Source organism: Stenotrophomonas indicatrix, assembly GCF_050573115.1.
Taxonomy (GTDB): Bacteria; Pseudomonadota; Gammaproteobacteria; order Xanthomonadales; family Xanthomonadaceae; genus Stenotrophomonas; species Stenotrophomonas lactitubi_A.
On record NZ_JBNYZT010000003.1, the window covers coordinates 342,186 to 361,623 of the forward strand.

At 67.1% G+C, this 19,438-nt stretch carries 18 protein-coding genes; 7 read left to right on the plus strand and 11 right to left on the minus strand.

The features are described 5' to 3' along the window. Nucleotide 1: 1 nt before the first annotated feature. From motB to ACQ5SA_RS10365, 3 genes are all read left to right on the plus strand, one after another. A complete protein-coding gene (motB, locus tag ACQ5SA_RS10355) occupies nucleotides 2-940 on the plus strand; it encodes a flagellar motor protein MotB (protein ID WP_499314170.1) in 939 nt (312 codons plus the stop codon). A gap of 119 nt (nucleotides 941-1,059) precedes the next feature. Beyond that, nucleotides 1,060-1,569 carry a hypothetical protein gene (locus tag ACQ5SA_RS10360; RefSeq protein ID WP_089238433.1) on the plus strand — a complete coding sequence of 170 codons (510 nt, stop codon included), beginning with the start codon at nucleotides 1,060-1,062 and terminating at the stop codon, nucleotides 1,567-1,569. A gap of 13 nt (nucleotides 1,570-1,582) precedes the next feature. Continuing rightward, nucleotides 1,583-1,858, plus strand: coding sequence for a DUF4031 domain-containing protein (locus ACQ5SA_RS10365; protein WP_025878403.1), 276 nt, complete (start codon nucleotides 1,583-1,585; stop codon nucleotides 1,856-1,858). A 64-nt stretch (nucleotides 1,859-1,922) separates the two neighbouring features. Here ACQ5SA_RS10365 and ACQ5SA_RS10370 read toward each other — a convergent pair whose 3' ends face one another. Continuing rightward, nucleotides 1,923-2,465, minus strand: coding sequence for a DUF6630 family protein (locus ACQ5SA_RS10370; RefSeq protein ID WP_089238429.1), 543 nt, complete (start codon nucleotides 2,463-2,465; stop codon nucleotides 1,923-1,925). A gap of 90 nt (nucleotides 2,466-2,555) precedes the next feature. On the opposite strand from ACQ5SA_RS10370, the gene ACQ5SA_RS10375 reads away from it, so the two are divergent. After that, complete coding sequence (locus ACQ5SA_RS10375; protein WP_025878401.1) at nucleotides 2,556-2,804, plus strand: DUF3297 family protein; 249 nt, start codon at nucleotides 2,556-2,558, stop codon at nucleotides 2,802-2,804. Between the two features lie 69 nt (nucleotides 2,805-2,873). On the opposite strand, the gene ACQ5SA_RS10380 is transcribed toward ACQ5SA_RS10375, so the two are convergent. The 4 genes from ACQ5SA_RS10380 to ACQ5SA_RS10395 form a co-directional block, all read right to left on the minus strand. Then, the gene (locus ACQ5SA_RS10380; RefSeq protein ID WP_089238427.1) at nucleotides 2,874-4,517 is read right to left on the minus strand and encodes a Na+/H+ antiporter; all 1,644 of its coding nucleotides are present in this window, start codon (nucleotides 4,515-4,517) and stop codon (nucleotides 2,874-2,876) included. A gap of 110 nt (nucleotides 4,518-4,627) precedes the next feature. After that, nucleotides 4,628-5,284: an alpha/beta hydrolase gene (locus ACQ5SA_RS10385; protein WP_499314171.1), complete on the minus strand. Its 657-nt coding sequence runs from the start codon at nucleotides 5,282-5,284 to the stop codon at nucleotides 4,628-4,630. Further along, complete coding sequence (locus ACQ5SA_RS10390; RefSeq protein ID WP_499314172.1) at nucleotides 5,281-6,090, minus strand: dioxygenase family protein; 810 nt, start codon at nucleotides 6,088-6,090, stop codon at nucleotides 5,281-5,283. The genes ACQ5SA_RS10385 and ACQ5SA_RS10390 overlap by 4 nt, the downstream gene beginning before the upstream one ends. Nucleotides 6,091-6,133: 43 nt before the next feature. Next, the gene (locus ACQ5SA_RS10395; protein WP_499314173.1) at nucleotides 6,134-6,544 is read right to left on the minus strand and encodes a DoxX family protein; all 411 of its coding nucleotides are present in this window, start codon (nucleotides 6,542-6,544) and stop codon (nucleotides 6,134-6,136) included. 94 nt (nucleotides 6,545-6,638) lie between these two features. Between ACQ5SA_RS10395 and ACQ5SA_RS10400 the strand changes: the two genes are divergently transcribed. Next, nucleotides 6,639-7,520 (plus strand): LysR family transcriptional regulator, encoded by an 882-nt coding sequence (locus ACQ5SA_RS10400; RefSeq protein ID WP_230113054.1) that lies wholly within the window; start codon nucleotides 6,639-6,641, stop codon nucleotides 7,518-7,520. 94 nt (nucleotides 7,521-7,614) lie between these two features. On the opposite strand, the gene ACQ5SA_RS10405 is transcribed toward ACQ5SA_RS10400, so the two are convergent. Then, entirely contained in the window at nucleotides 7,615-10,677 is a 3,063-nt protein-coding gene (locus ACQ5SA_RS10405; protein ID WP_499314174.1) for a bifunctional diguanylate cyclase/phosphodiesterase, read from the minus strand. A 174-nt stretch (nucleotides 10,678-10,851) separates the two neighbouring features. Between ACQ5SA_RS10405 and ACQ5SA_RS10410 the strand changes: the two genes are divergently transcribed. Next, nucleotides 10,852-12,963, plus strand: coding sequence for a M13 family metallopeptidase (locus tag ACQ5SA_RS10410; protein WP_363729601.1), 2,112 nt, complete (start codon nucleotides 10,852-10,854; stop codon nucleotides 12,961-12,963). 134 nt (nucleotides 12,964-13,097) lie between these two features. Here the strand turns inward: ACQ5SA_RS10410 and ACQ5SA_RS10415 are convergent, their stop codons facing one another. Beyond that, the gene (locus ACQ5SA_RS10415) at nucleotides 13,098-14,027 is read right to left on the minus strand and encodes an oxygenase MpaB family protein (protein ID WP_025878394.1); all 930 of its coding nucleotides are present in this window, start codon (nucleotides 14,025-14,027) and stop codon (nucleotides 13,098-13,100) included. A gap of 310 nt (nucleotides 14,028-14,337) precedes the next feature. On the opposite strand from ACQ5SA_RS10415, the gene ACQ5SA_RS10420 reads away from it, so the two are divergent. Continuing rightward, a complete protein-coding gene (locus ACQ5SA_RS10420; protein ID WP_108266291.1) occupies nucleotides 14,338-14,952 on the plus strand; it encodes a hypothetical protein in 615 nt (204 codons plus the stop codon). Between the two features lie 39 nt (nucleotides 14,953-14,991). Here the strand turns inward: ACQ5SA_RS10420 and ACQ5SA_RS10425 are convergent, their stop codons facing one another. From ACQ5SA_RS10425 to ACQ5SA_RS10440, 4 genes are all read right to left on the minus strand, one after another. Continuing rightward, nucleotides 14,992-15,336 carry a hypothetical protein gene (locus ACQ5SA_RS10425; protein ID WP_499314175.1) on the minus strand — a complete coding sequence of 115 codons (345 nt, stop codon included), beginning with the start codon at nucleotides 15,334-15,336 and terminating at the stop codon, nucleotides 14,992-14,994. Between the two features lie 32 nt (nucleotides 15,337-15,368). Continuing rightward, on the minus strand, nucleotides 15,369-16,139 hold the full coding sequence (locus tag ACQ5SA_RS10430) for a LytR/AlgR family response regulator transcription factor (RefSeq protein WP_100462764.1): 771 nt from the start codon (nucleotides 16,137-16,139) through the stop codon (nucleotides 15,369-15,371). Further along, nucleotides 16,129-17,388 (minus strand): histidine kinase, encoded by a 1,260-nt coding sequence (locus ACQ5SA_RS10435; protein WP_499314176.1) that lies wholly within the window; start codon nucleotides 17,386-17,388, stop codon nucleotides 16,129-16,131. The genes ACQ5SA_RS10430 and ACQ5SA_RS10435 overlap by 11 nt, the downstream gene beginning before the upstream one ends. 249 nt (nucleotides 17,389-17,637) lie before the next feature. Further along, entirely contained in the window at nucleotides 17,638-19,287 is a 1,650-nt protein-coding gene (locus ACQ5SA_RS10440) for a M28 family metallopeptidase (RefSeq protein ID WP_499314177.1), read from the minus strand. Nucleotides 19,288-19,438 lie beyond the last annotated feature (151 nt).

The window sequence follows — 19,438 nt, forward strand, 5'->3', positions numbered from 1 at the left end:
CATGGCCGAGACCAAGCCCACCGTCATCGTCCGCCGGGTCAAGAAAGCCGGCCACGCTGCGCACCACGGCGGTTCGTGGAAGGTGGCCTATGCCGACTTCGTGACCGCGATGATGGCCTTCTTCCTGGTGCTGTGGCTGATGGCCAGCACCAGCAAGCCCGAGCGCGCGGCCATTTCCGAATACTTCCGCAACCCCAGCCCACTGGTTGGCTCCAGCGCGACGCCGGCGCCGGGCATGGCCGGGCCGGGCGGTGCCAGCACCTCGATGATCAAGCTGGGCGGCGCCACCGACGTCTCGCGCGGCAACAGCAACGATCCCTTCCAGAACCAGCAGAAGGCGATACCGCAGCCAGTGGACGAGCAGCAGCGCGACAAGCAGCAGCTGGAAGCGCTGATGAAGGAGCTGCAGGAGGCGATCAGCCGCAGCCAGGCACTGGAACCGTTCAAGGACCAGCTGCTGCTGGACCTGACCCCGGAAGGGCTGCGCATACAGATCGTGGACAAGCAGAACCGGCCGATGTTCGACCTCGGCAGCGCCACCCTGAAGCCGTACACGCAGCAGATCCTGCACGAACTGGCCGAGTACCTGAACCACGTGCCGAACCGGATCAGCCTGACCGGCCACACCGACATCACCGCCTATTCGGCCGCACGCGGCTACGGCAACTGGGAACTGAGCGCCGACCGCGCCAATGCCGCACGCCGTGCGCTGATCGATGGCGGCATGGAAGACAGCAAGATCACCCGCGTGGTCGGCCTGTCCTCGTCGGTACTGTTCGACAAGACCGATCCGCAGAACCCGATCAACCGCCGCATCAGCATCGTGGTGATGACCAAGGCCGCGGAAGAAGCCGCGCTGGCCGGCGCCGGGCCGCAGGTAGGCCTGTCGGCGACCACCGTGGACCCGGACGTGCAGGCCGCGCAGGGGCCAGCAAAGTAATAGGTGGGTGTGGACCTGGGTCCGCACATCCGGGAAAAGCGTGCGGACCAAGGTCCGCACCCACCAATGGTCATGCCGCTTACAATGGCGGTCTTTCCGATTTCAGGTGATACCACCCCATGTCCCAGTCCTCCAAGGCCAAGCGCGACAAGCGCAAGAAGCAGCAGGCCAAGCGTCCGTTCCTCCGTCTGAACGCCCAGCAGCAGGTGCAGAACCATGCCGTGCTGGTCAACGAAGACGGCCAGGCCGTGGCCGCCATCGGCCTGCAGGGCCGCGAGTGGCTGCTGGCCATCGGCGGCCAGACCATGGGCAACGCCGACAACCCGGTGCCGATGCTGGCCATGCTGAAGCACCTGTCCAACGTGCAGGAAGCCGAAGGCCGCAAGGTCACCCTGGAATATTCCGAGCTGATGCAGAAGCTGCTCGACACCCTGGCCGAAGAAGCAGGCCAGACCGGCGAGGAGTACCTGGACAAGCTGGTGGCCGAGTTCGCCAGCGAGCAGGCTGAAGACGCAGCAGCCGAAGGCGAAGCTGCCGACGAAGCGGCTGCGGACACTGCCGGCGCCGAAGGCGCTGCCGACGCGGAGGCCGCTACGGCCGCCGACGCCGACGGCAAGCCGCAGGCCTGATCCGGCTGCGGCGGTGTCGGTCTACGTCGATGACGCGGTGCATCCCTGGCGCGGTCAGCGCTGGGCGCACCTGATGGCCGATACCCTGGCCGAGCTGCACGCGATGGCGGCGCAGCTCGGCATTCCCCCACGAGCCTTCCAGAACAAGGCCAGCGGGGCGCACTACGATGTCACCGCCGAGCTGCGTGCGCAGGCGCTCGCGCTGGGCGCGGTGGCCATTTCCCGGCACGTGGATCGCGCGCAGGTGAAAGCGGTGATCGCCAACGCCAGGGCGCAGTACCAGCCATAGGCGGGTACGGGTAGCGCCGGGTCGTGCCCGTGGCGGGTGCGGACCTTGGTCCGCACGGTGACTCTCAGAACGGGTCGCTGCCCAGCCGCACTTCCACGTTCAGCAGCGAGCACAGCGCCAGCAGGGCGTCGTCATCGCGGGTCAGCGCCATCCAGCCACTGAAGCCCTCGTTGCCGGCATCCACGCTCCACAGCGTGTAGTTGTGCTCGCGCAGGCGGTCGAAGGCGGTGCTCATCAGCTGCACGCCGTCCAGGTCTGCGGCGAAGTCCTCATCGTCCAGGTCGCCACCCCAGTCCAGCTGCAGGTTGAAGCGCGCCGACAGCTCGTTCACCGCCGACTGCAGCGAATCGAAGTCATCACGCTCGACCTCGAAGCCGGACTGCCAGGCGATGGCGGTGAACAGCGCCGGCAGCCAATCGCTGTCGGCCTCCAGCGGCTGGCCGTCCTCGGACAGATGCTCGCGCCAGCGGTTGAACTGCTGCAGGGCCAGCTCTTCGTCGCCCGGATTGATCAGCACAAGCAGATTCCAGACCCGCGCCTCGAAGTCGTCCTCGTCGAAATCGTGGGCGTCTTCCTCGAAGTCGAAATAGTCGCTGTTGTCAGGCATGGCGGAACATCCTCGGGAGCAGGTGGGCATTCTACGGTTTATCCTGTACCGCTGAAGCCGGCCGTGGTGGCCGTCACTGTGAATGAAGCGATGAGCGATACCCCTCCCGACCACCTGGCGATCAACCCGGCCAGCCCCTTCCACGATGCGCAGGCCCTGGAGCGCGGCGTCGGCGTGCGCTTCAACGATGTCGAGCGCGACAACGTCGAGGAATACTCGGTCAGCGAAGGCTGGATCCGCGTGCAGGCCGGCAAGGCCCGCGACCGTCGCGGCAACCCGATGACCATCAAGGTCAAGGGCAAGGTCGAGGCTTACTTCCTGGAACAGAAGCCGGAGTAACCGGCTGTCCCGGGGCGGGGTCAGATCCCTTTCCTGCGGAAAGGGATCTGACCCCGGTCGGCATAGCGGTCACTCGCGCTTGCGCGATTCCAGCAGGTCGAGGTTGCGGATCAGCCGCCGTGCGATCTCGTCCGACACCACCCCGCGGCGGGTCAGCCGGAACAGTTCCTCGCGCTCGGCGTTGAGGCCGGCGCTGCGCAGCTGGCGGTAGCCGACCTCCATCCGGTTCACCTTTTCCGGGTCCACGTCGGGGTTGTCGCGGTCCAGGTGGCGCTGATACAGCATGCTCACCCGCGATGCAGCGTCGTTGTACAGCTGCACGTTTTCGGTGTTCTGGTTCAGCACCAGCTGCTGGCGCATGCGCTCCACGCCCGCCAACGCCGCCTTCGAGGACAGCTTGCGGGCCAGATCCTCTTCCTTGCGCTCACCCGAATCGGCCGGCAGCTGCAGGCCCTTCAACAGCTGCGGCAGCGCCACGCTGGCACCGACCAGCGAGCACAGGATCACCGCGGCAGCCAGGAAGATCACCAGGTCACGTGCCGGGAACGGGCTGCCATCGGGCAGGAACAGCGGCAGGGTCAACACGCCAGCCAAGGTGATCGCACCACGCACACCCGCCACCGAGGTGGCCACCACGATGCGCCAGTTCGGTGCCTCGCCATGCTCCAGGCCGCGCCGGCGCGCGCGCAGCAGATTCCAGCGCAGCGACAGCCACACCCACAGCAGGCGCAGCGCGATCAACGTTGCGTTGATGACCAGCACGTACACCAGCAGCCACCACGCGCTCTGGTGGCCGCTCTCGTTCATGGTGGTGGTGGCGCGTTCGACGATGCCCGGCAGCTGCTCGCCCAGCAGCACGAACATGATGCCGTTGAAGCTGAACTGCAGCATGTTCCAGACACCGGCACGCTGCACGCGCATGCTGCCGGAGACACGGCCGGTCATTTCCACGTAGCTCATGGAGATGCCCGCTGCCACCGCAGCGAGAATGCCCGACGCGTTGATTTCTTCAGCCAGCAGGTACGCCGCGAACGGGATCAGCAGGTTGACCAGCATTGCCGCACCGGGCTCTTCGCCGAAGCGGCGCCACAGCCAGCGCTGGAACGTGGACACGCCGAGGGTGACCGCCACGCCGACGGCCAGGCCGGCCACCGCCACCCACAGGAAGGTCAGCGAGGCGGTCGCCAACGAGAAGGTGCCGGTCATCACCGCCGCCACCGCGAAGCGGAAGCAGACCAGGCCGGAGGCATCGTTGAGCAGCGACTCGCCTTCCAGGATGTGCATCAGGCGCTTGGGAATCGGTGCCTTGGCAGCGATCGCACCGACGGCCACCGGGTCGGTCGGTGACACGATCGCGGCCAGCGCGAAGCACACCGCCAGCGGCATCACCGGAATCATCCAGTGGATCAGCAGGCCCGCGCCGATCACGGTGAACACCACCAGCCCGAACGCCAGTTCGAGGATCGCGCCCTTGTCGCGGAACAGGCCCTGCTTGGGAATGCGCCAACCATCGAGGAACAGCAGCGGCGGCAGGAACAGCAGGAAGAACACTTCCGGTTCCAGCGCGTGGCCGCGGTTGAATACCCCGGCGATCACCGCACCGAGGCCGATCTGCACCAGCGGCAGCGGCAACGAGAATGGCAGGACGCGAACCAGGTAACCGCTGGCGACAACGGCCACCAGCATCGCCAGGACGACTTCGATGGTGTGCATGCTTCTTCCACAGGAGCGGCGCGTGGGGCCGGAAAAACCGGAGTGCGCCGGGGGACGGGAAAAAACTTAACACAGCAGGCCGCCACTGCGGCCAGCCATCTGAATGCGCGTCAGGACCGCGACAGCAAGCGCCGCTCAAGCCACGCCAGCGTGTCCCGCTGCATGTCCGCGGACAACGCATGGCCGACCGGGTAGCCACGCAGCTGATGGGCCACGCCCAATGCCTGCAACCGGAGCGATGCGGCTTCGGCCAAGGTGTAGGGCAGCTTGTCATCGTCATAGCCGTGCACCACCAGCGCGTCCAGCCCTGCGCTGCCCACATCGGCCGGAATGATCGGCGCGATCTCCGCCAGGATGCGCCCGCACAGGATCGCGAAGGACGTCACCCGTTGCGGCTGGGTCAGGGCGACGCTGGCGGCCATGATGCCGCCTTGGCTGAAGCCGGCCAGCGCGGTCTGCCGCGCATCCAGTCCCAGCCGCTGTTGCTGGACAGCCAGCCAATCACCCAGCAGCAGGCGCGAGGTCTCGGCCTGCGCCGGATCGATCACCGGCCCCTGCGCATCGAAGCGCACCGTGAACCAGCCGAACGCCTGTGGCCCGAAGACCACAGGACCGCGCGGCAGCAGCACGTGCAGGCGCGGGTCGATGGCCGAGGCCAGCGGCACCAGCGACTGCTCATTGCTGCCCACCCCGTGCAGCAGCACCACCAGACCCTGCGCCGGTCCTTGCGCAGGGCGTTCCAGCACCGGTTGCAGCAGCGGGCTCACGCCGCATCCTGAGCGCGCTCGGCGCCATCGAAGCGGTACAGATCCATCGCCAGGAAGCCGGCATCGATACCGGCGTCGATGCGCTTGGCACCGAAGCCGCCCTCGCCCGCCGCGCCCATCGCGAAGTACAACGGCAGCAGGTGTTCGTCGGTGGGGTGCGCACGCTCTGCAAACGGTGCCTGTCGGCGGTAATCGAACAGCGCATCGCGGTCATTGGCGGCCAGCCGCTGCTCCACCCAATCGATGAAGGGCCGCACGTAGGGGGCTTCCTTGCCGTCCTGGTAGTTGCCCCAGTCGTGCAGGTTGTGGGTGATGCTGCCCGAGCCGATCAGCAGCACGCCCTGCTCGCGCAGCGGCGCCAGTGCGCGGCCCAGCGCGAACTGATGCTGCGGGCCCAGCATCGGCTGGATCGACACCGGCACCACCGGGATGTCGGCCTGCGGGTGCAGCAGGCGCAGCGGCACCCACGCGCCGTGGTCGAGGCCACGTTGCGGGTCCAGTGCCACCGGCAGGCCGGCGGCGGCGATGCGGCCCGCCACGTCTTCGGCCAACGCCGGATCACCGGGCGCTGGGTACTGCAGCTCGAAGAGTTCGCGTGGGAAGCCACCGAAATCGTGGATGGTGGGCGGCTGCGGATGGCTGCCGACCAGCGGTTGCCGGGCCAGCCAGTGCGCCGAGGCGATGACGATCGCACGCGGTGCCGGCAGGTCGCGGGCCAGCTCGGCCAGGCGCACGCCGACCTGGCCCGGATGCAGGGCGGTCATCGGCGAACCGTGGGAGATGTACAGCGAAGGCAGGCGGGACATGATCTTCTCCAATGACAGGAACAGGCAGCGGGCCGGGTGACGGTCAGCGCGAACGCAGGGTCCAGCGGCCATCGCCAAGCAGGAACAGCACGACCAGGGCCAGCGCCCAGAACGCCGGATATTCCCAACCACCGCCCGCGTTGGCGAAGCTGAAACCGTTGGCACCATGCACGGTCACGATGGTGCCCAGCAGCAGCGGCACACCGAGCAGACCGATCCAGCGCGCGTAGATGCCAAGCAGCAGCGCTGCGGAAATCGTCAGTTCAACGGCAATGGTGAGGTAGCCGAGGGCGCCGGGCAGGCCCAGCGACTCGAAGAAGGCAGCAGTACCTGCCGGGGTGAACACCAGCAGCTTGGTCAGCGCATGGACCAGGAACAACACGCCCAGGGCCAGCCGCAGCAGGGTCGCGGCATACGGGGCGAGCGGGGACAGGGGGGCGGCGGTAGCGTTCATGGGGCACCTCGGTGGGGACAGGGCACAGGTTATTGCGCTCTTCCTCACTGATAAATACGATGAATCGACCGTATTTATTTCAAAAGGCGCAACAATGGACACCCTGGATGCCATGCGTGTGTTCGTCGCGGTGGTCGAACGCAACGGCTTCAGCGCCGCCGCACAAGCGCTGGACATGTCCACGGCCGGGGTCACCCGCCAGGTTGCCGCACTGGAAAAACGCCTGTCCACCCGCCTGCTCCACCGCACCACCCGCCGGGTCAGCCCGACCAGTGCCGGCGCCGCCTATTACGCGCAGTGCGTGCGCCTGCTGGCCGAGTTCGATGCGCTGGAGGCCAGCATCGGCGCTCAGGCGCTGGAACCGTCCGGCATGCTGCGCATCAACGCACCGGTCAGCTGGGGCATCGCCCGGCTTGGCCCCTTGCTGGCCGGCTACCGCGAGCGTTTCCCGCAGGTCGAACTGGACCTGGCACTGTCCGATCGCCTGGTGGACATGGTCGAAGAAGGCTACGACGTGGCCATCCGCATCACCCGAGAACCCAGCCCGACCCTGATCGCACGGCGCCTGGGCCAATCGCGGATCAGCCTGTGCGCCGCACCGGCCTACCTGGCCGCGCACGGAACACCACAGGCACCAGAGGATCTGCAGACGCATACCTGCCTCGGCTACAGCTACTGGGCAGCCGGCGATCACTGGCCACTGCAGGGACCCGGCGGCGAAGTGAAGGTTGCAGTGACCACCCTGCTGCGCGCCAACAACGGCGACGTCCTGCGCGAAGCGGCGATTGCCGGCATGGGCGTGATCCTGCAGCCGGACTTCCTGTTGGAGGACGCGCTTGCCGATGGCCGCTTGGTGCGCATCCTGCCGGAATGGGAAGCCGCGCCGATCGGCATCTTCGCCGTCTACACCAGCCGCAGCCATCTGGCGCCGAAGGTGCGTAGCTTCATCGACTACCTGGTGGAAACCGGGGTGTGAGGGATTCGCGCGACTTCCGGTAGTGCCGGCCGCTGGCCGGCATCCGCATGACATCGATTGCCCTCGGCTGCCGGCCAGCGGCCGGCACTACCGGTCAAACGACAACCTCATCCAGCTGCGCGATGATCTTCTCCAGCGGTGCCGGCCGCCCCAGCAGGTAACCCTGCACCTGGTCGCAGCCATGCGCCGCCAGCCAGTCCAGCTGTCCCGGCGTCTCCACGCCCTCGGCGATGATCGTCAGCCCCATGCTGTGGCCCAGCGACAGCAGCGCCCGGCAGATCGACGCGTTGCGCGGATTGGTCTCCACATCGGCGACGAAGCTGCGATCGATCTTGAGGATGTCCAGCGGCAGGTGCTGCAGGTAGGACATGCTCGAGTAGCCGGTACCGAAATCGTCCAGCGACACACTGATGCCCTGCTCGTGCAGGCGCTGCATGGTCTGCATCGCCTGTGCCGGCTTGCGCATCAGGCTGCTCTCGGTCAGCTCCACGTGCAGTGCGCCACGGGCCAGGCCGAAATCCTGCTGCGCGCGGGCGAACTCGGCCACCAGATCGCTGTTGAAGAACTGCACTGCGGACACGTTGACCGCGATCGACAGCTCGCCCCACCCCGCTTCGACCAGGCGCCGCTGCGCCTGTGCCGCCGCGCGGATCACCCAGCGCCCCAACGCCAGGATCAGGCCGGTGTCCTCGCACAACTGGATGAACTCGCTGGGCGGGATGAAACTGCCATCGGCCTGCGGCCAGCGCAGCAGCGCCTCCAGAGACGCCGGGCTGCCATCGCTGGCGTGCCGGATCGGCTGGAAGTACAGCTGGAACTCGTTGTCGATGGCCGCGTGGATGCGCCCGGCCAGGCGCAGGCGGTCGGCCAGGCGGGTGGTCACCGCCGCATCGAACCAGGCCACGACGTTGCCTTCGGCGCGGGCCGCGTGCGCCGCCTGCGCGGCCATGCCGATCGCCTGTTCCGCACTGTGGCCTGCATCGGCGTCATGTACCGCCACACCAACGCGGGGTTCGAACTGGTGCAGCGAATCCTGGCCGCGCATCGGCGCCGAGACGATCTGCAGCAGATCGTCCAGCACGCGCTGGGTGTTGTGTTCCGGCGCGATGGCCAGCACGAAGTCTTCTGCCGGCTGGAACGCCAGCAGGCCGAAGCGCGCGCCCAGACCGCCCAGGCGCGAGGCCATCGATTGCAGTACGGCGTCACCGATCTCGCGGCCCAGCGTATCGGCCACCAGCTGCAGGCCGCGCAGCTGCACATAGGCGATGGTGTAGGCGCCGGACTGCTCGTCCAGCTGTTCGCTCAGCGCGCGCACGTTGAGCAGGCCCGTGGCCGGGTTGTGGCGTGCGTGGTAGGCCAGGTCGCGTTCGTAGGCCAGGCGCTCGCTGACATCCTCGGCCAGCACCAGGCACGCCGGCTGGCCATCGAAATCCAGCTGCGACAAGTGCACGCGCACTTCGAACACCGTGCCATCCTTGCGCTGGTGCAGGCGCACCGCAGCGTCCTGCAATTCACCACTGCGCACCTGCGCGATGGCGCCCTTGACCTCGTCCCAGCCCTCGCGTGGGCGGATGTCGAGGATGCTCATCGCCAGGAATTCATCGCGGCTGTAGCCGTACTGCTGCACGGCTGCCTCGTTGACCTCGATGAAGCGCAATGTGTCCGGATCGAACACCCAGAACGGCGCGGGGTTGCGATCGAACAGCAGACGGAAGCGGCGCTCAACCTGACGCATCTGCTCGCGTGCCTGGTAGCGTTCGCTGAGGTCGGTCAGTGCGCCGATCATGCGCCGCTGCCGATCGGCCACCGCTACCCGCTGGCCACGCGCGGCAACCCAGCGCACGGCACCGCCGGGCAGCACCAGGCGGAATTCTTCGTCAAGTACAGCGTTGCCGGCGAAGGCCTGATCGAAGGCCTGCTGCATGCGCGCGCTGTCATCGTGGTGCACGCGGGCAAAGAATTCGGCCACGGGCAGCGCATCGGTCTGCACGCCGAAGATCTCGCGCGCCAGCGGTGACCAGCGCAGCAACGCGGCGTCTTCGTCGACATACCAGGTACATACGCGGCCCACCTGATGGGCCAGGCGCAGCTCGGCGTGGCCGGTCCGCAGCTCTTCGGCCATCGACTGCTGCCGGTACGTGCTGCGGCGCACCGCGTACAGCAGCACCAGCAGCAACGCCACGTAGGCCAGCACGATGGCGATCGCCGCCTGCAGATACGGCCACCACGGCTTCAGCACATCTTCGTCGGCCAGGCCGACCTGCACCGCCAATGGGCTGCGTTCCAGGGTACTGATGGTGGAGATGCGCGGGATGTGGTCCACCGCGCCGGGAATGCTGCCCAGTTCAACCACGGCCTGCCGGCCCAGCAGCGTGCGTGCCGGCAGCGTGTAGCGGCGGCCGACGGTGCCCTGCGGATCGGGGACACGGGCCAGCATGTAGCCTTCGGCGTCGCTGATCGAGGCCAGGCCACTCGGTCCCACATCCAGACCGCCGACGATCCGCTGCAGTTCGCCGCAGCGCAGCCGCGCCAGCAGCCAGCGATCACCCTCCATCGGCAGCGCCAGCGGCACCACCCAGTCCCCGTCGTTGGCACGCTGCGGCGGCCCGATGTACAGCGCACTCCCCTGCCCCCGTCGCTGCGGATCGGTCCACAGCGGCAGCTGCAGGTCGCCCTTGCCGGCCGTCAGGGCGCGGCCGTAGGTATCGAGCACGACAATGCTGTGCAGCTCGGCATGCCGCCGCAGCACGCCGGCAATGGCGGCATCCAGCAGCGCGGGCGCCTGCGCAGGCACCGTGCGGAACAGCTCGGCCGCATCGGCGGCGATGCCACCCATCGCCCGCTCCAGGTTGCGCAGTTCCAGTGCCAACAGCCGCTCGCTGCCTATCGCCAACGCACGGCTCTGCCGCTGCGCGGCTTCAAGCCGGCGCTGGTAATCGTTGGCCAGCATCGCGGCCAGGCCGAGCGCCAGCAGCACGCCCAGCACCACGCCGCCCCAGGTAATGGCACGCAACGGCCGGGCCAGCGCATGTCTCAGCGCCGGCATCGGTCGGTCTTCCCTGTGCAGTCGGCTGGCTTCATGCGCGAACGTTTCCTCCACATCCCCGACCTCAACGGCCGGCGGACGCCATTCTTGACGCCTCAACCTGTCCTGCATGCGCCCTCCCCCGGGTGCTGCAGACATCCAGACCGCAGCATGCACCACGCCGATGACCGCGTGAAGGTCGGCGCTGCGTGTTCAGCCAGATCACGCACAGTGCTGGCCCTGTCCGGCACGTGCAGCCGGCTCGCAGCGGATTAGACTTGGGGTTTTCCGCCGCAAGAGAAGTTCATGTCCAAGCTGCGCCGCCCCACCCTGGCACTGGCCATCGTTGCCAGCCTGTCCCTGGCCGCCTGCGACCGCCCGGCCGACCCGGCCGCCGGCACCGCCGCGCCAGCCGAGGCGACACCCGCTGCCGCCAAGCCGATGCTGGGCAGCTTTGGTTTCGATGCCAGTGGCATGGACCGCAGCATCGCCGCCGGTGATGATTTCTTCGGCTTCGCCAACGGCAGCTGGGTGAAGAACACCGAGATCCCGGCGGACCGCTCGCGCTTCGGCAGCTTCAACGTGATCGCCGAGAAGACCCAGGCTGATACCCGCGCGATCCTGGAAGGTGCCGCAGGCAACGCCCAGGCCAGTGGCGAAGACAAGCTGATCGGCGACTACTACGCCGCCTACATGGACGAGGCCGGCATCGAACAGCGCGGCTTGGCGCCGGTGCAGCCGCAGCTGAAGAACATCGATGCGATCGCCGACAAGGCCGGCCTGGCCCGCGCCTTGGGCGGCGACGTGCGCGCCGATGTCGACCTGCTCAATGCCACCAACTTCTACACCGACCGCCTGTTCGGCCTGTGGGTGTCGGTGGACCTGCTGCAGCCCGACCGCACCGCGCCGTACCTGGTGCAGGGCGGCCTGGGCATGCCGGACCGCGATTTCTACCTGGGGGGTGGCCGCATGGCCGACCTGCGCAAGCAGTACCAGGCCTACATCGCGCAGGTGCTGCAGCTGGCCGGCGTTGCCGACCCGGCCGGCAAGGCGCAGCGCATCCTCGCCCTGGAAACGAAGATCGCGCAGGCGCATGCCACCCAGGAAGAAACCAATGACGTGACCAAGGGTGCCAACCCCTGGACCCAGGCCGACTTCAACGCCAAGGCGCCGGGCATGGACTGGGCTGCGTTCCTGGACGCTGCCAAGCTTGGCCAGCAGCAGGACTTCATCGTGTGGCAGCCGAAGGCCGTGGCCGGGCTGTCCAAGCTGGTGGCCACCGAGCCGCTGGATGCTTGGAAGGACTACATGACCTTCCACGCGCTGGACCGTGCCGCCGCCTACCTGCCGAAGAAGTTCGCCGATGCGCGCTTCGCCTTCCACGGCACCGCGCTGAGCGGTACGCCGCAGCAGAGCGATCGCTGGAAGCGCGCTGTGGATGACGCCAACCATGCCGTCGGCGAGGCCATCGGCAAGCGTTATGTCGAAAAGCACTTCGATGCCAAGACCAAGGAACGTGCCGACGAGATGGCGAAGAACATCATCGCCGCCTTCGCCAAGCGCATCGATGCACTGGCCTGGATGTCACCGCAGACCAAGGCCAGCGCCAAGGCCAAGGTCGCCGGCCTGACCGTAGGCATGGGGTATCCGGACAAGTGGCGCGACTACACCGGCCTGGACATCCGCCGTGATGATCCGCTGGGCAATGCGCAGCGCGCCGAGCTGTTCGAGTACCAGCGCAACATCGCCAAGCTGGGCAAGCCGGTCGACCACAGCGAGTGGGCGATGCTGCCGCAGACCATCAATGCGATGAACGTGCCGCTGGAAAACCGTCTGGTGTTCCCGGCCGCGATCCTGCAGCCGCCGTTCTTCGACGGCGCTGCCGACGATGCGGTGAACTACGGTGCGATCGGCGCGGTGATCGGCCACGAGATCAGCCACGGCTTCGATAATGCAGGCGCGCTGTTTGACGACACCGGCAAGCTGCACAACTGGTGGACGGCCGAAGACCTCAAGCAGTTCAACGCCGCGGGCGATGCACTGGCCGCGCAGTTCAGCAGCTACGAGCCGTTCGCCGGCGTGCACGTCAACGGCAAGCTGACCCTGGGCGAGAACATCGCCGACGTCGCCGGCCTGGGCACCGCCTACGACGCTTATCAGCTGTCGCTGCAGGGCAAGCCGGGCCAGACCCTGGAAGGTTTCACCCCGGACCAGCGCTTCTTCCTCGGCTTCGCCCAGGCCTGGCGCAGCAAGAGCCGCGAGCAGGCGCTGCGCAACTCGCTGCTGACCGATGTGCATGCACCGGGCCAGTTCCGCGCGCTGACGGTACGCAACATCGACGCCTGGTACCCGGCGTTCGAAGTGAAGGAAGGCCAGAAGCTGTACCTGGCCCCGGACAAGCGGGTCAAGGTGTGGTGATGTAACGCAGACGGGCGCCGAAAGGCGCCCGTTTTATTTCCATGGGTAGACGCCAACCTTGGTTGGCGTTCTTCCGGCATCCACGCATCGCATGGATGGGCACCGCGGCAAGGCGCGCCGACCAAGGTCGGCGCCTACCGGGGCAATGCCGGCCACTCGCGCAACGATTCCACCGGCACGCCCACGCGGGCGCAGGCGCGGCTCGCCAGGCCGTCGGGCAGCGCGCGGCGGAACAGCGGCGCCATGCCCTGCATCAGCTTCGCCGAAGCTGCGGCCTGCGCACGCTGGCGCGTGCTGCGCTCGAGCATGCCCTCGGCCCAGTCCGGCAACAGCGCGGCACCGGCACCGAGGAATATCTCGCGCGACAGGCCGGGCACCGGTACAGGCAGCCGCACGCCGGACAGCACCTGCAACACTTCGCGTGAGCGTTCGTCCACCACCAGCTCCGGCTGCCGCGCGCAGAAATACGCATCCACTTCCGCTGCACTGCGTGGTACGTCCACCGCGCCAAGCGCTTCGGCCACGCAGCGGTACTCGTCGTAATAGCGGTCGGCGATCGCGGCAGGCACCTCGCGCCCGTAGCGACGATAGCCCTGCAGGAAGCCGTAGGCCTCGGTCACGTGCACCCACGTCAGCAGGTGCGGATCATCGGCGGCATACGGCTCGCCCTGCGCGGTATGCCCGCGGATCTGTGCGTGGATGCGCCGCACCTTGGCCACCAGCGCTTCCACCTCGCGCGCCGGCGCGTAGCTGGTGCCGGCCACGAAGGCAGTGGTGCGGCGCAGGCGGCCGACCAGGTCCTGGCGGAAATTGGAATGATCGTAGACACCGGCCAGCGCGCGCGGATGCAGCGTCTGCAGCATCAGGGCACACAGACCGCCGGCCAGCATCGAGGGCAGCTCAGCGTGCATCCGCCAGGTCACGCTGTCCGGCCCGAACCAGCCGGGATCGCCCAGTGGATGGTCGTAGTCGATGCCGCTCTGGCCACGCGGAAACGCATCCAAGACCCAGCGCCGGATCGGCGCGGTGACGGGGCGGGAAAGACGGTGCAGCAACGGCGGCATCATGGGTCCAGATCGGCGGAGGGGCGGACCGCGTCCTGCGCGGTCCACCTCGATTCTGGTCGATCACGACCGGCACAGCGAGCCCACCCGCTCAGCGTCGGTTTCATGTGCGTGCGCAGCACGTTTCACCCTGCGACATCTTGTCGCAGGCCACGCGAGCAATGTTGCGTCGCACCAATATTCACCTGTTCAGACAGAACCCTTGTGCCGCGTGGCCTTGAGGCCATTGCACCGCTCGCTGGAAGTGCTAGAACTGAACCCGCCACACCGTCCACTGCAGATCGCCGCACGTTCCACCAAGGAGCCAGCCATGATTGCTTTGTTCAAGGGTTTGGGATTACTGCTTCGCGACAACGAGCTCTACAGCAGCCCGTTCGAAAAACAGGTCGCGCACTGGCGCACCCTCAGCGAACAGCAGATCCGCGATGAAGTGGCGGTGCTGGCCCAGGCCAAGTGCCAATGGCTGATCACCTCGATCGTGGGCTGGCAGGCAGCGTCGCTGCTGATCCTCGGCCTGATCACCAACTACCTGTGGCGCGACGATTACCACATCACGTTCACCCGCGTGGTCGTGGTGTTCGGCTCCTGGATCTCGATCCTGTTCGTGATCTGGTTCATGGCCAACATGTTCGACGGCACGGCTGGTTTCGAGCGCTGGATGAAGGCCTTCAACAGCCGCGCCCGCATCACCTCCAAGGCCGACAGCGTTGAGCACGTAGCCGAAGCACTGGACCTGGCCGAGCATTATCCGGAAGTGCTGGATTACAAGCAGGCGGTCACCGCCAAGCGCGAGCTGCGCCACGAGGACATCCGCATCATGACCGAGATCGGGCGCATGAAGCAGCACTCCGAACTGGTGGGTCGCCTGAACCATGTCGGTGAAACCGAACACCATCACGACATGACGCTGCAGCCGGCTTACTGAGCCGAACGCAATCCGGGGGGAGCCACAATGCCACCGTGCTCAGTCACGGTGGCATTGTTCTTTCTGCACGTCGCTGACGCACTGGCGGAAGTCCTTCGGCAGGCCACTGACCTGCTCGGTCTTGCCTACGGCCACCGCGAAATGGCGCAGCGGTGGCGTCGCACAGGCGGCGTCGGTGCTGCAGCCCGGGGCCAGCACCAGGTAATGGCATTGCCCACTGCTGCTGGCGATGCATTCAAAACGCGCCACGCCATCAACCACCGTGCTCTTGCTGTACAGCGTGTCCACGCCATTGGCATTGGTGCGGGTGATCGACGTGTTGCTGGATTTTTCGCAGCCGGCGATGGCCAGCACGGCGACAGCTACAAGCAGGATACGGCGCATGTTCGTTCCTCGGTGGATGGCGAAGGCCACGGCTACATGCCGCGGAACAGGCTCATGAACGGCTGGCTGACCACCAGTGTTTCCGCACGCTGGCGCAGGCGCAGCACACCGCGGCCGGTGTCGTCGCGGCTGACCGCTGCGACGGCCTTCATGTTGACGATGGTGGAGCGGTGCACCTGGCGGAAGTGCTGCGGATCGAGCACTTCCAGCAGTTCGCGCAGCGGTGTACGCAGCAGGCTTTCGCCGGCAGCAGTGACCACCGTGGTGTACTTGTTGTCAGCGCGGAAATAGATCACATCGTCGAGCATGATCAGCTGCGTATCGCGACCGTTGCTGGCGGTGATCCAGGCCAGGGGCGGCCGATCATTGGCGACCGGGCCTGCACCCAGGCGCTGCAGCAGGCGCTCCAGCACCGCATCGTCCTGGCGCGTGGACGGCAGCCGCGAAAGAATGCGATCACGCGTGGCCAGCAGCCGCTCGTCGCTGACCGGCTTGAGCAGGTAATCCATCGCCCCCTGCTCGAATGCATCGATGGCGTACTGGTCGTAGGCGGTAACGAACACCACCTGGGTACGCGGGCTCAGCTCAGCCAATGCACGTGCCACTTCAATGCCGCTGATGCCGGGCATGCGGATGTCGAGGAAGGCGATGTCCGGCTGCTTCTCGGCAAGCTGTTCCAGCGCACTGGCACCGTCCTCGCATTCGGCCACCAGCTTCAGTTCCGGCCACAGGCGCCCGAGTTGCTCGACCAGCGAGTGCCGCAGCAGCTCTTCGTCTTCAGCGATCAGCGCTTCAAGCGGCATGACGGGGTTCCTTGGCCGACTGCGGCAGGGTCATGGTGGCGGCGACACCGCTGGGGAAATTGGCCACGATCGCCACCCCAGCCTGCTCGCCGCAGGTCAGGCGCAAACGTTCGCGCAGGTTCTTCAGGCCGATGCCGGTACCGCTGGTGCCCTGGCCGAAGCCGAGCCCATCGTCGGCGACGGTCACGGTGACGTGGTCATCGAATCCTCGCGCGAGGATCCAGACCGTACCGCCACCGGGCTTGGGTTCCAGGCCGTGCTTGATCGCGTTCTCGACCAGCGTCTGCAACGCCATCGCGGGCAACTTTACGTCGTGCAGTTCGGTGGGTACCTGCACCTCCACCGCCAGCCGGGCGCCCATGCGGATGCGCAGGATTTCCAGGTAGGCGCGGGTGCGCTCCAGCTCCACGCCCAGCGTGGACACCGACTCATCCACCTGCGGCAGCGAACTGCGCAGGTACTGGATCAGGTGGCCCAGCATCTGGTCAGCGCGCGCCGGGTCGGTGCGGGTCAGCACCTGTGCGTTGGCCAGCGAGTTGTACAGGAAGTGCGGCTCGACCTGCGCGTGCAGCAGGTTCAAGCGCGCGACCGACAGTTCCTTTTCCACCTGGGTCTGTTCGGCAGCGGCCTGCTCGTCGCGGCGCTGATCGGCCACGCGGCGGCTGATCGCGCGGGTCACCGATTCGGCGTTCTCGTAATTGCTGCCTTCATCCAGTGCCAGCAGATCGGCCCACCAGCCAGCATCCGGCTCGAACAGCAGGGTGACCGTGCTGGTGCCCTGCCCCGGCGTCACCGTGGCCAGCACGCTGTTGCGCGTGATCGCCAGCCGCGCCGGCAGGTTCCAGCGCGAAGCCTGGCGGCCGTTCCAGGCATCCACGCGACGCACATAAGCGCGCACCTGCAGGCTACCGGCTGAGCTCTCCACCTCTTCCACCCTCGGCAGTTCGCCGACGGCCGCTTCGACCACCGCAAACGCCTGGCCGGCATCCATCGGCAGTTCGATCTGCCGGCGCTGGCGGCCGGACAGGGTGGCGCCATCGAGGCGACCAGCCACCAGCCAGACCCGGCGCACGTGGGTGACCGCGCTGCCCAGCGCGGAGATCATCAGGAACATCACCAACAGCCCGAACACCCAGCCCGGGCCATCGCGCATGCCGCTGAAGATGCCGCTCCAGACCATGCCGGCAACGAACAGCGCCGCGGCCCAGGCCAACAGGTGACGGATGATGAGGGAGAAGCTGGCGATCACGGCGGCGCCTTGGTGGAAGGGGTGAGCCGAGCATAGAGCGGCCCTTCGGGCAAACAAGCGGTGTGCGACGAAGTGCCGGAAAGGGTGGATGGAACACCCTCTGGTAGTGCCGGCTGCTGGCCGGCTCCCCACCGCTTCTGCAAGCGTCACCGGGTTGCCGGCCAGCGGCCGGCACTACCAGACATCACCCGGTTGCCGGCCAGCGGCCGGCACTACCGGGGAGGCGCCGGGGGAGCCCGGCGCATTCCCTTATCTGCGCTGGTCGGCGCTGGCGTCACGCACGGCGCGGAACGCCTCGTCCTTGCTCCAGTTCGGCCAGGCACGCGAATTGGCCAACTGGTTGCCCAAGGTGTACAGCACTTCCAGGTCGCGGGCGGCGCCAGCGAACACCCAGTCCGGCTGCCACTCGTCGCCCTGCTGGTGGTAGCGCTTGGCGGTGTAGTCCTCGGACGCCTTCTTGCCCGCCGCGACGCCACCGTCCACCCAGTCCTGCCCTGCCGACCAGGACAGCGCCGGCACGCCACGCTTGGCGAACGGGAAGTGATCGGAGCGGAAGAACAGGCCGGCCTCCGGCTTCGGGTCCGGCGTGTAGCGGATGTCCCAGCCCTTGGCCACGTCCTTCAACTGGTCCAGCAGTTCGAAGCGCGCCGCGCCGTAGATGCCGAAATCGCGCGACGGGCCGAACGGCGCCATGCCATCCATGTTGATCATCGCCACGGTCTTTTCCAGCGAATACAGCGGATGCGTTGCGTAGTATTCCGAACCCAGCAGGCCCTTCTCCTCGGCCGTCACCGCCAGGAACACAACCGAACGCTGTGTGCGCGGCGCCTTGGCGAAGCCGCGTGCCAGTTCGATCAGCGAGGCGGTGCCGCTGGCATTGTCCAGCGCGCCGTTGAAGATGCGGTCGCCGCGTGCATCCGGTTCGCCCACGCCGATGTGGTCCCAGTGCGCGCTGTAGATGACGGTCTCATCCGCATGCTTGTTGCCTTCCAGACGCGCGGCCACGTTGTGCGAGGTGATCACTTCGGTCTTTACCGCGTACTTCGCATCCAGGCTGGCGCCGGTCAGCGTTACCGGAGTGAAGTCGCGCTGCTGCGCCTTCTTCTTCAATGCTTCGAAATCCTGCCCGGCCGAGCGGAACAGTTCCACCGCCAGATCGCGCTGGATCCAGCCTTCCAGCAGCGGGTGGCTGTCGGCCGGGTTGTCGCGCACCACGTCGAACATGGTGTTGGTGTTGGAACCGGCCACCGTAGCCCAGCCATACGAGGCCGGTGCGGTCTCATGCACGATCAGCACACCGAGTGCGCCCTGGCGTGCGCCTTCTTCGTACTTGTACGGCCAACGGCCATACCAGGTCATGCCCTTGCCGTCGAAGTCGCCCTTGCCGGTCTCGAAGTCCGGGTCGTTGATCAGCACGACGGCGATCTTGCCCTTCAGGTCCACGCCCTTGAAGTCGTCCCAGTTGCGCTCCGGTGCCTTCACGCCATAGCCGAGGAACACCAGCGGTGCCTTGCTGATATCCACGTTGGTGGCGCCGTTCATGGCGGCACGCACGGCAATCTGCTTGCCCTGTTCCAGCGTGATGGTCTTGCCGCCCTGCTGCAGCGACAGTTGCGGGGTGCCGACGATGTCGCCCTTGCGCAGCGGCACGGCCTGGGTCCACAGGCGCTTGCCGTCCTTCAGGTCACCACCGGGCTGCAGGCCGGCGTCGGCGAACTGCTTGCTGAGGAAGGCGATGGTCTTTTCTTCGCCGGCGGTGGCCGGTGAGCGGCCTTCATAGGCGTCGGAGGCCAGTTCCTTGACGTCGGCGGAGATCCGCGCGCCATCGAATTTCGGGGTGGCCGCCATCAGTGCGCTCGACACCGACAGGGCCAGCACGCCCAGTACTACTCGCTTCATTGCTCTCTCCAGCAGGGAAATCGTTCTGGAGTGTAAGGGTTGCGGCCGGGCGGCGCCCGGCACCCGCGGTAGTGCCGGCCGCTGGCCGGCAACCCCAACGGCAACAACCGAAGCAACAGCAACAGCAACTGCGGCATTCCGTGGGATGGCG

Coding starts and splice junctions, on each gene's coding strand:
- ACQ5SA_RS10390 (WP_499314172.1), bottom strand. CDS start 6,090: ATGTCCCGCCTGCCTTCGCTGTACATCTCCCACGGTTCGCCGATGACC.
- ACQ5SA_RS10370 (WP_089238429.1), bottom strand. CDS start 2,465: ATGCCTGACAACAGCGACTATTTCGACTTCGAGGAAGACGCCCACGAT.
- ACQ5SA_RS10425 (WP_499314175.1), bottom strand. CDS start 15,336: ATGCGCCGTATCCTGCTTGTAGCTGTCGCCGTGCTGGCCATCGCCGGC.
- ACQ5SA_RS10420 (WP_108266291.1), top strand. CDS start 14,338: ATGATTGCTTTGTTCAAGGGTTTGGGATTACTGCTTCGCGACAACGAG.
- ACQ5SA_RS10375 (WP_025878401.1), top strand. CDS start 2,556: ATGAGCGATACCCCTCCCGACCACCTGGCGATCAACCCGGCCAGCCCC.
- ACQ5SA_RS10405 (WP_499314174.1), bottom strand. CDS start 10,677: ATGCAGGACAGGTTGAGGCGTCAAGAATGGCGTCCGCCGGCCGTTGAG.
- ACQ5SA_RS10440 (WP_499314177.1), bottom strand. CDS start 19,287: ATGAAGCGAGTAGTACTGGGCGTGCTGGCCCTGTCGGTGTCGAGCGCA.
- ACQ5SA_RS10395 (WP_499314173.1), bottom strand. CDS start 6,544: ATGAACGCTACCGCCGCCCCCCTGTCCCCGCTCGCCCCGTATGCCGCG.
- ACQ5SA_RS10380 (WP_089238427.1), bottom strand. CDS start 4,517: ATGCACACCATCGAAGTCGTCCTGGCGATGCTGGTGGCCGTTGTCGCC.
- motB (WP_499314170.1), top strand. CDS start 2: ATGGCCGAGACCAAGCCCACCGTCATCGTCCGCCGGGTCAAGAAAGCC.
- ACQ5SA_RS10400 (WP_230113054.1), top strand. CDS start 6,639: ATGGACACCCTGGATGCCATGCGTGTGTTCGTCGCGGTGGTCGAACGC.
- ACQ5SA_RS10410 (WP_363729601.1), top strand. CDS start 10,852: ATGTCCAAGCTGCGCCGCCCCACCCTGGCACTGGCCATCGTTGCCAGC.
- ACQ5SA_RS10415 (WP_025878394.1), bottom strand. CDS start 14,027: ATGCCGCCGTTGCTGCACCGTCTTTCCCGCCCCGTCACCGCGCCGATC.
- ACQ5SA_RS10430 (WP_100462764.1), bottom strand. CDS start 16,139: ATGCCGCTTGAAGCGCTGATCGCTGAAGACGAAGAGCTGCTGCGGCAC.
- ACQ5SA_RS10360 (WP_089238433.1), top strand. CDS start 1,060: ATGTCCCAGTCCTCCAAGGCCAAGCGCGACAAGCGCAAGAAGCAGCAG.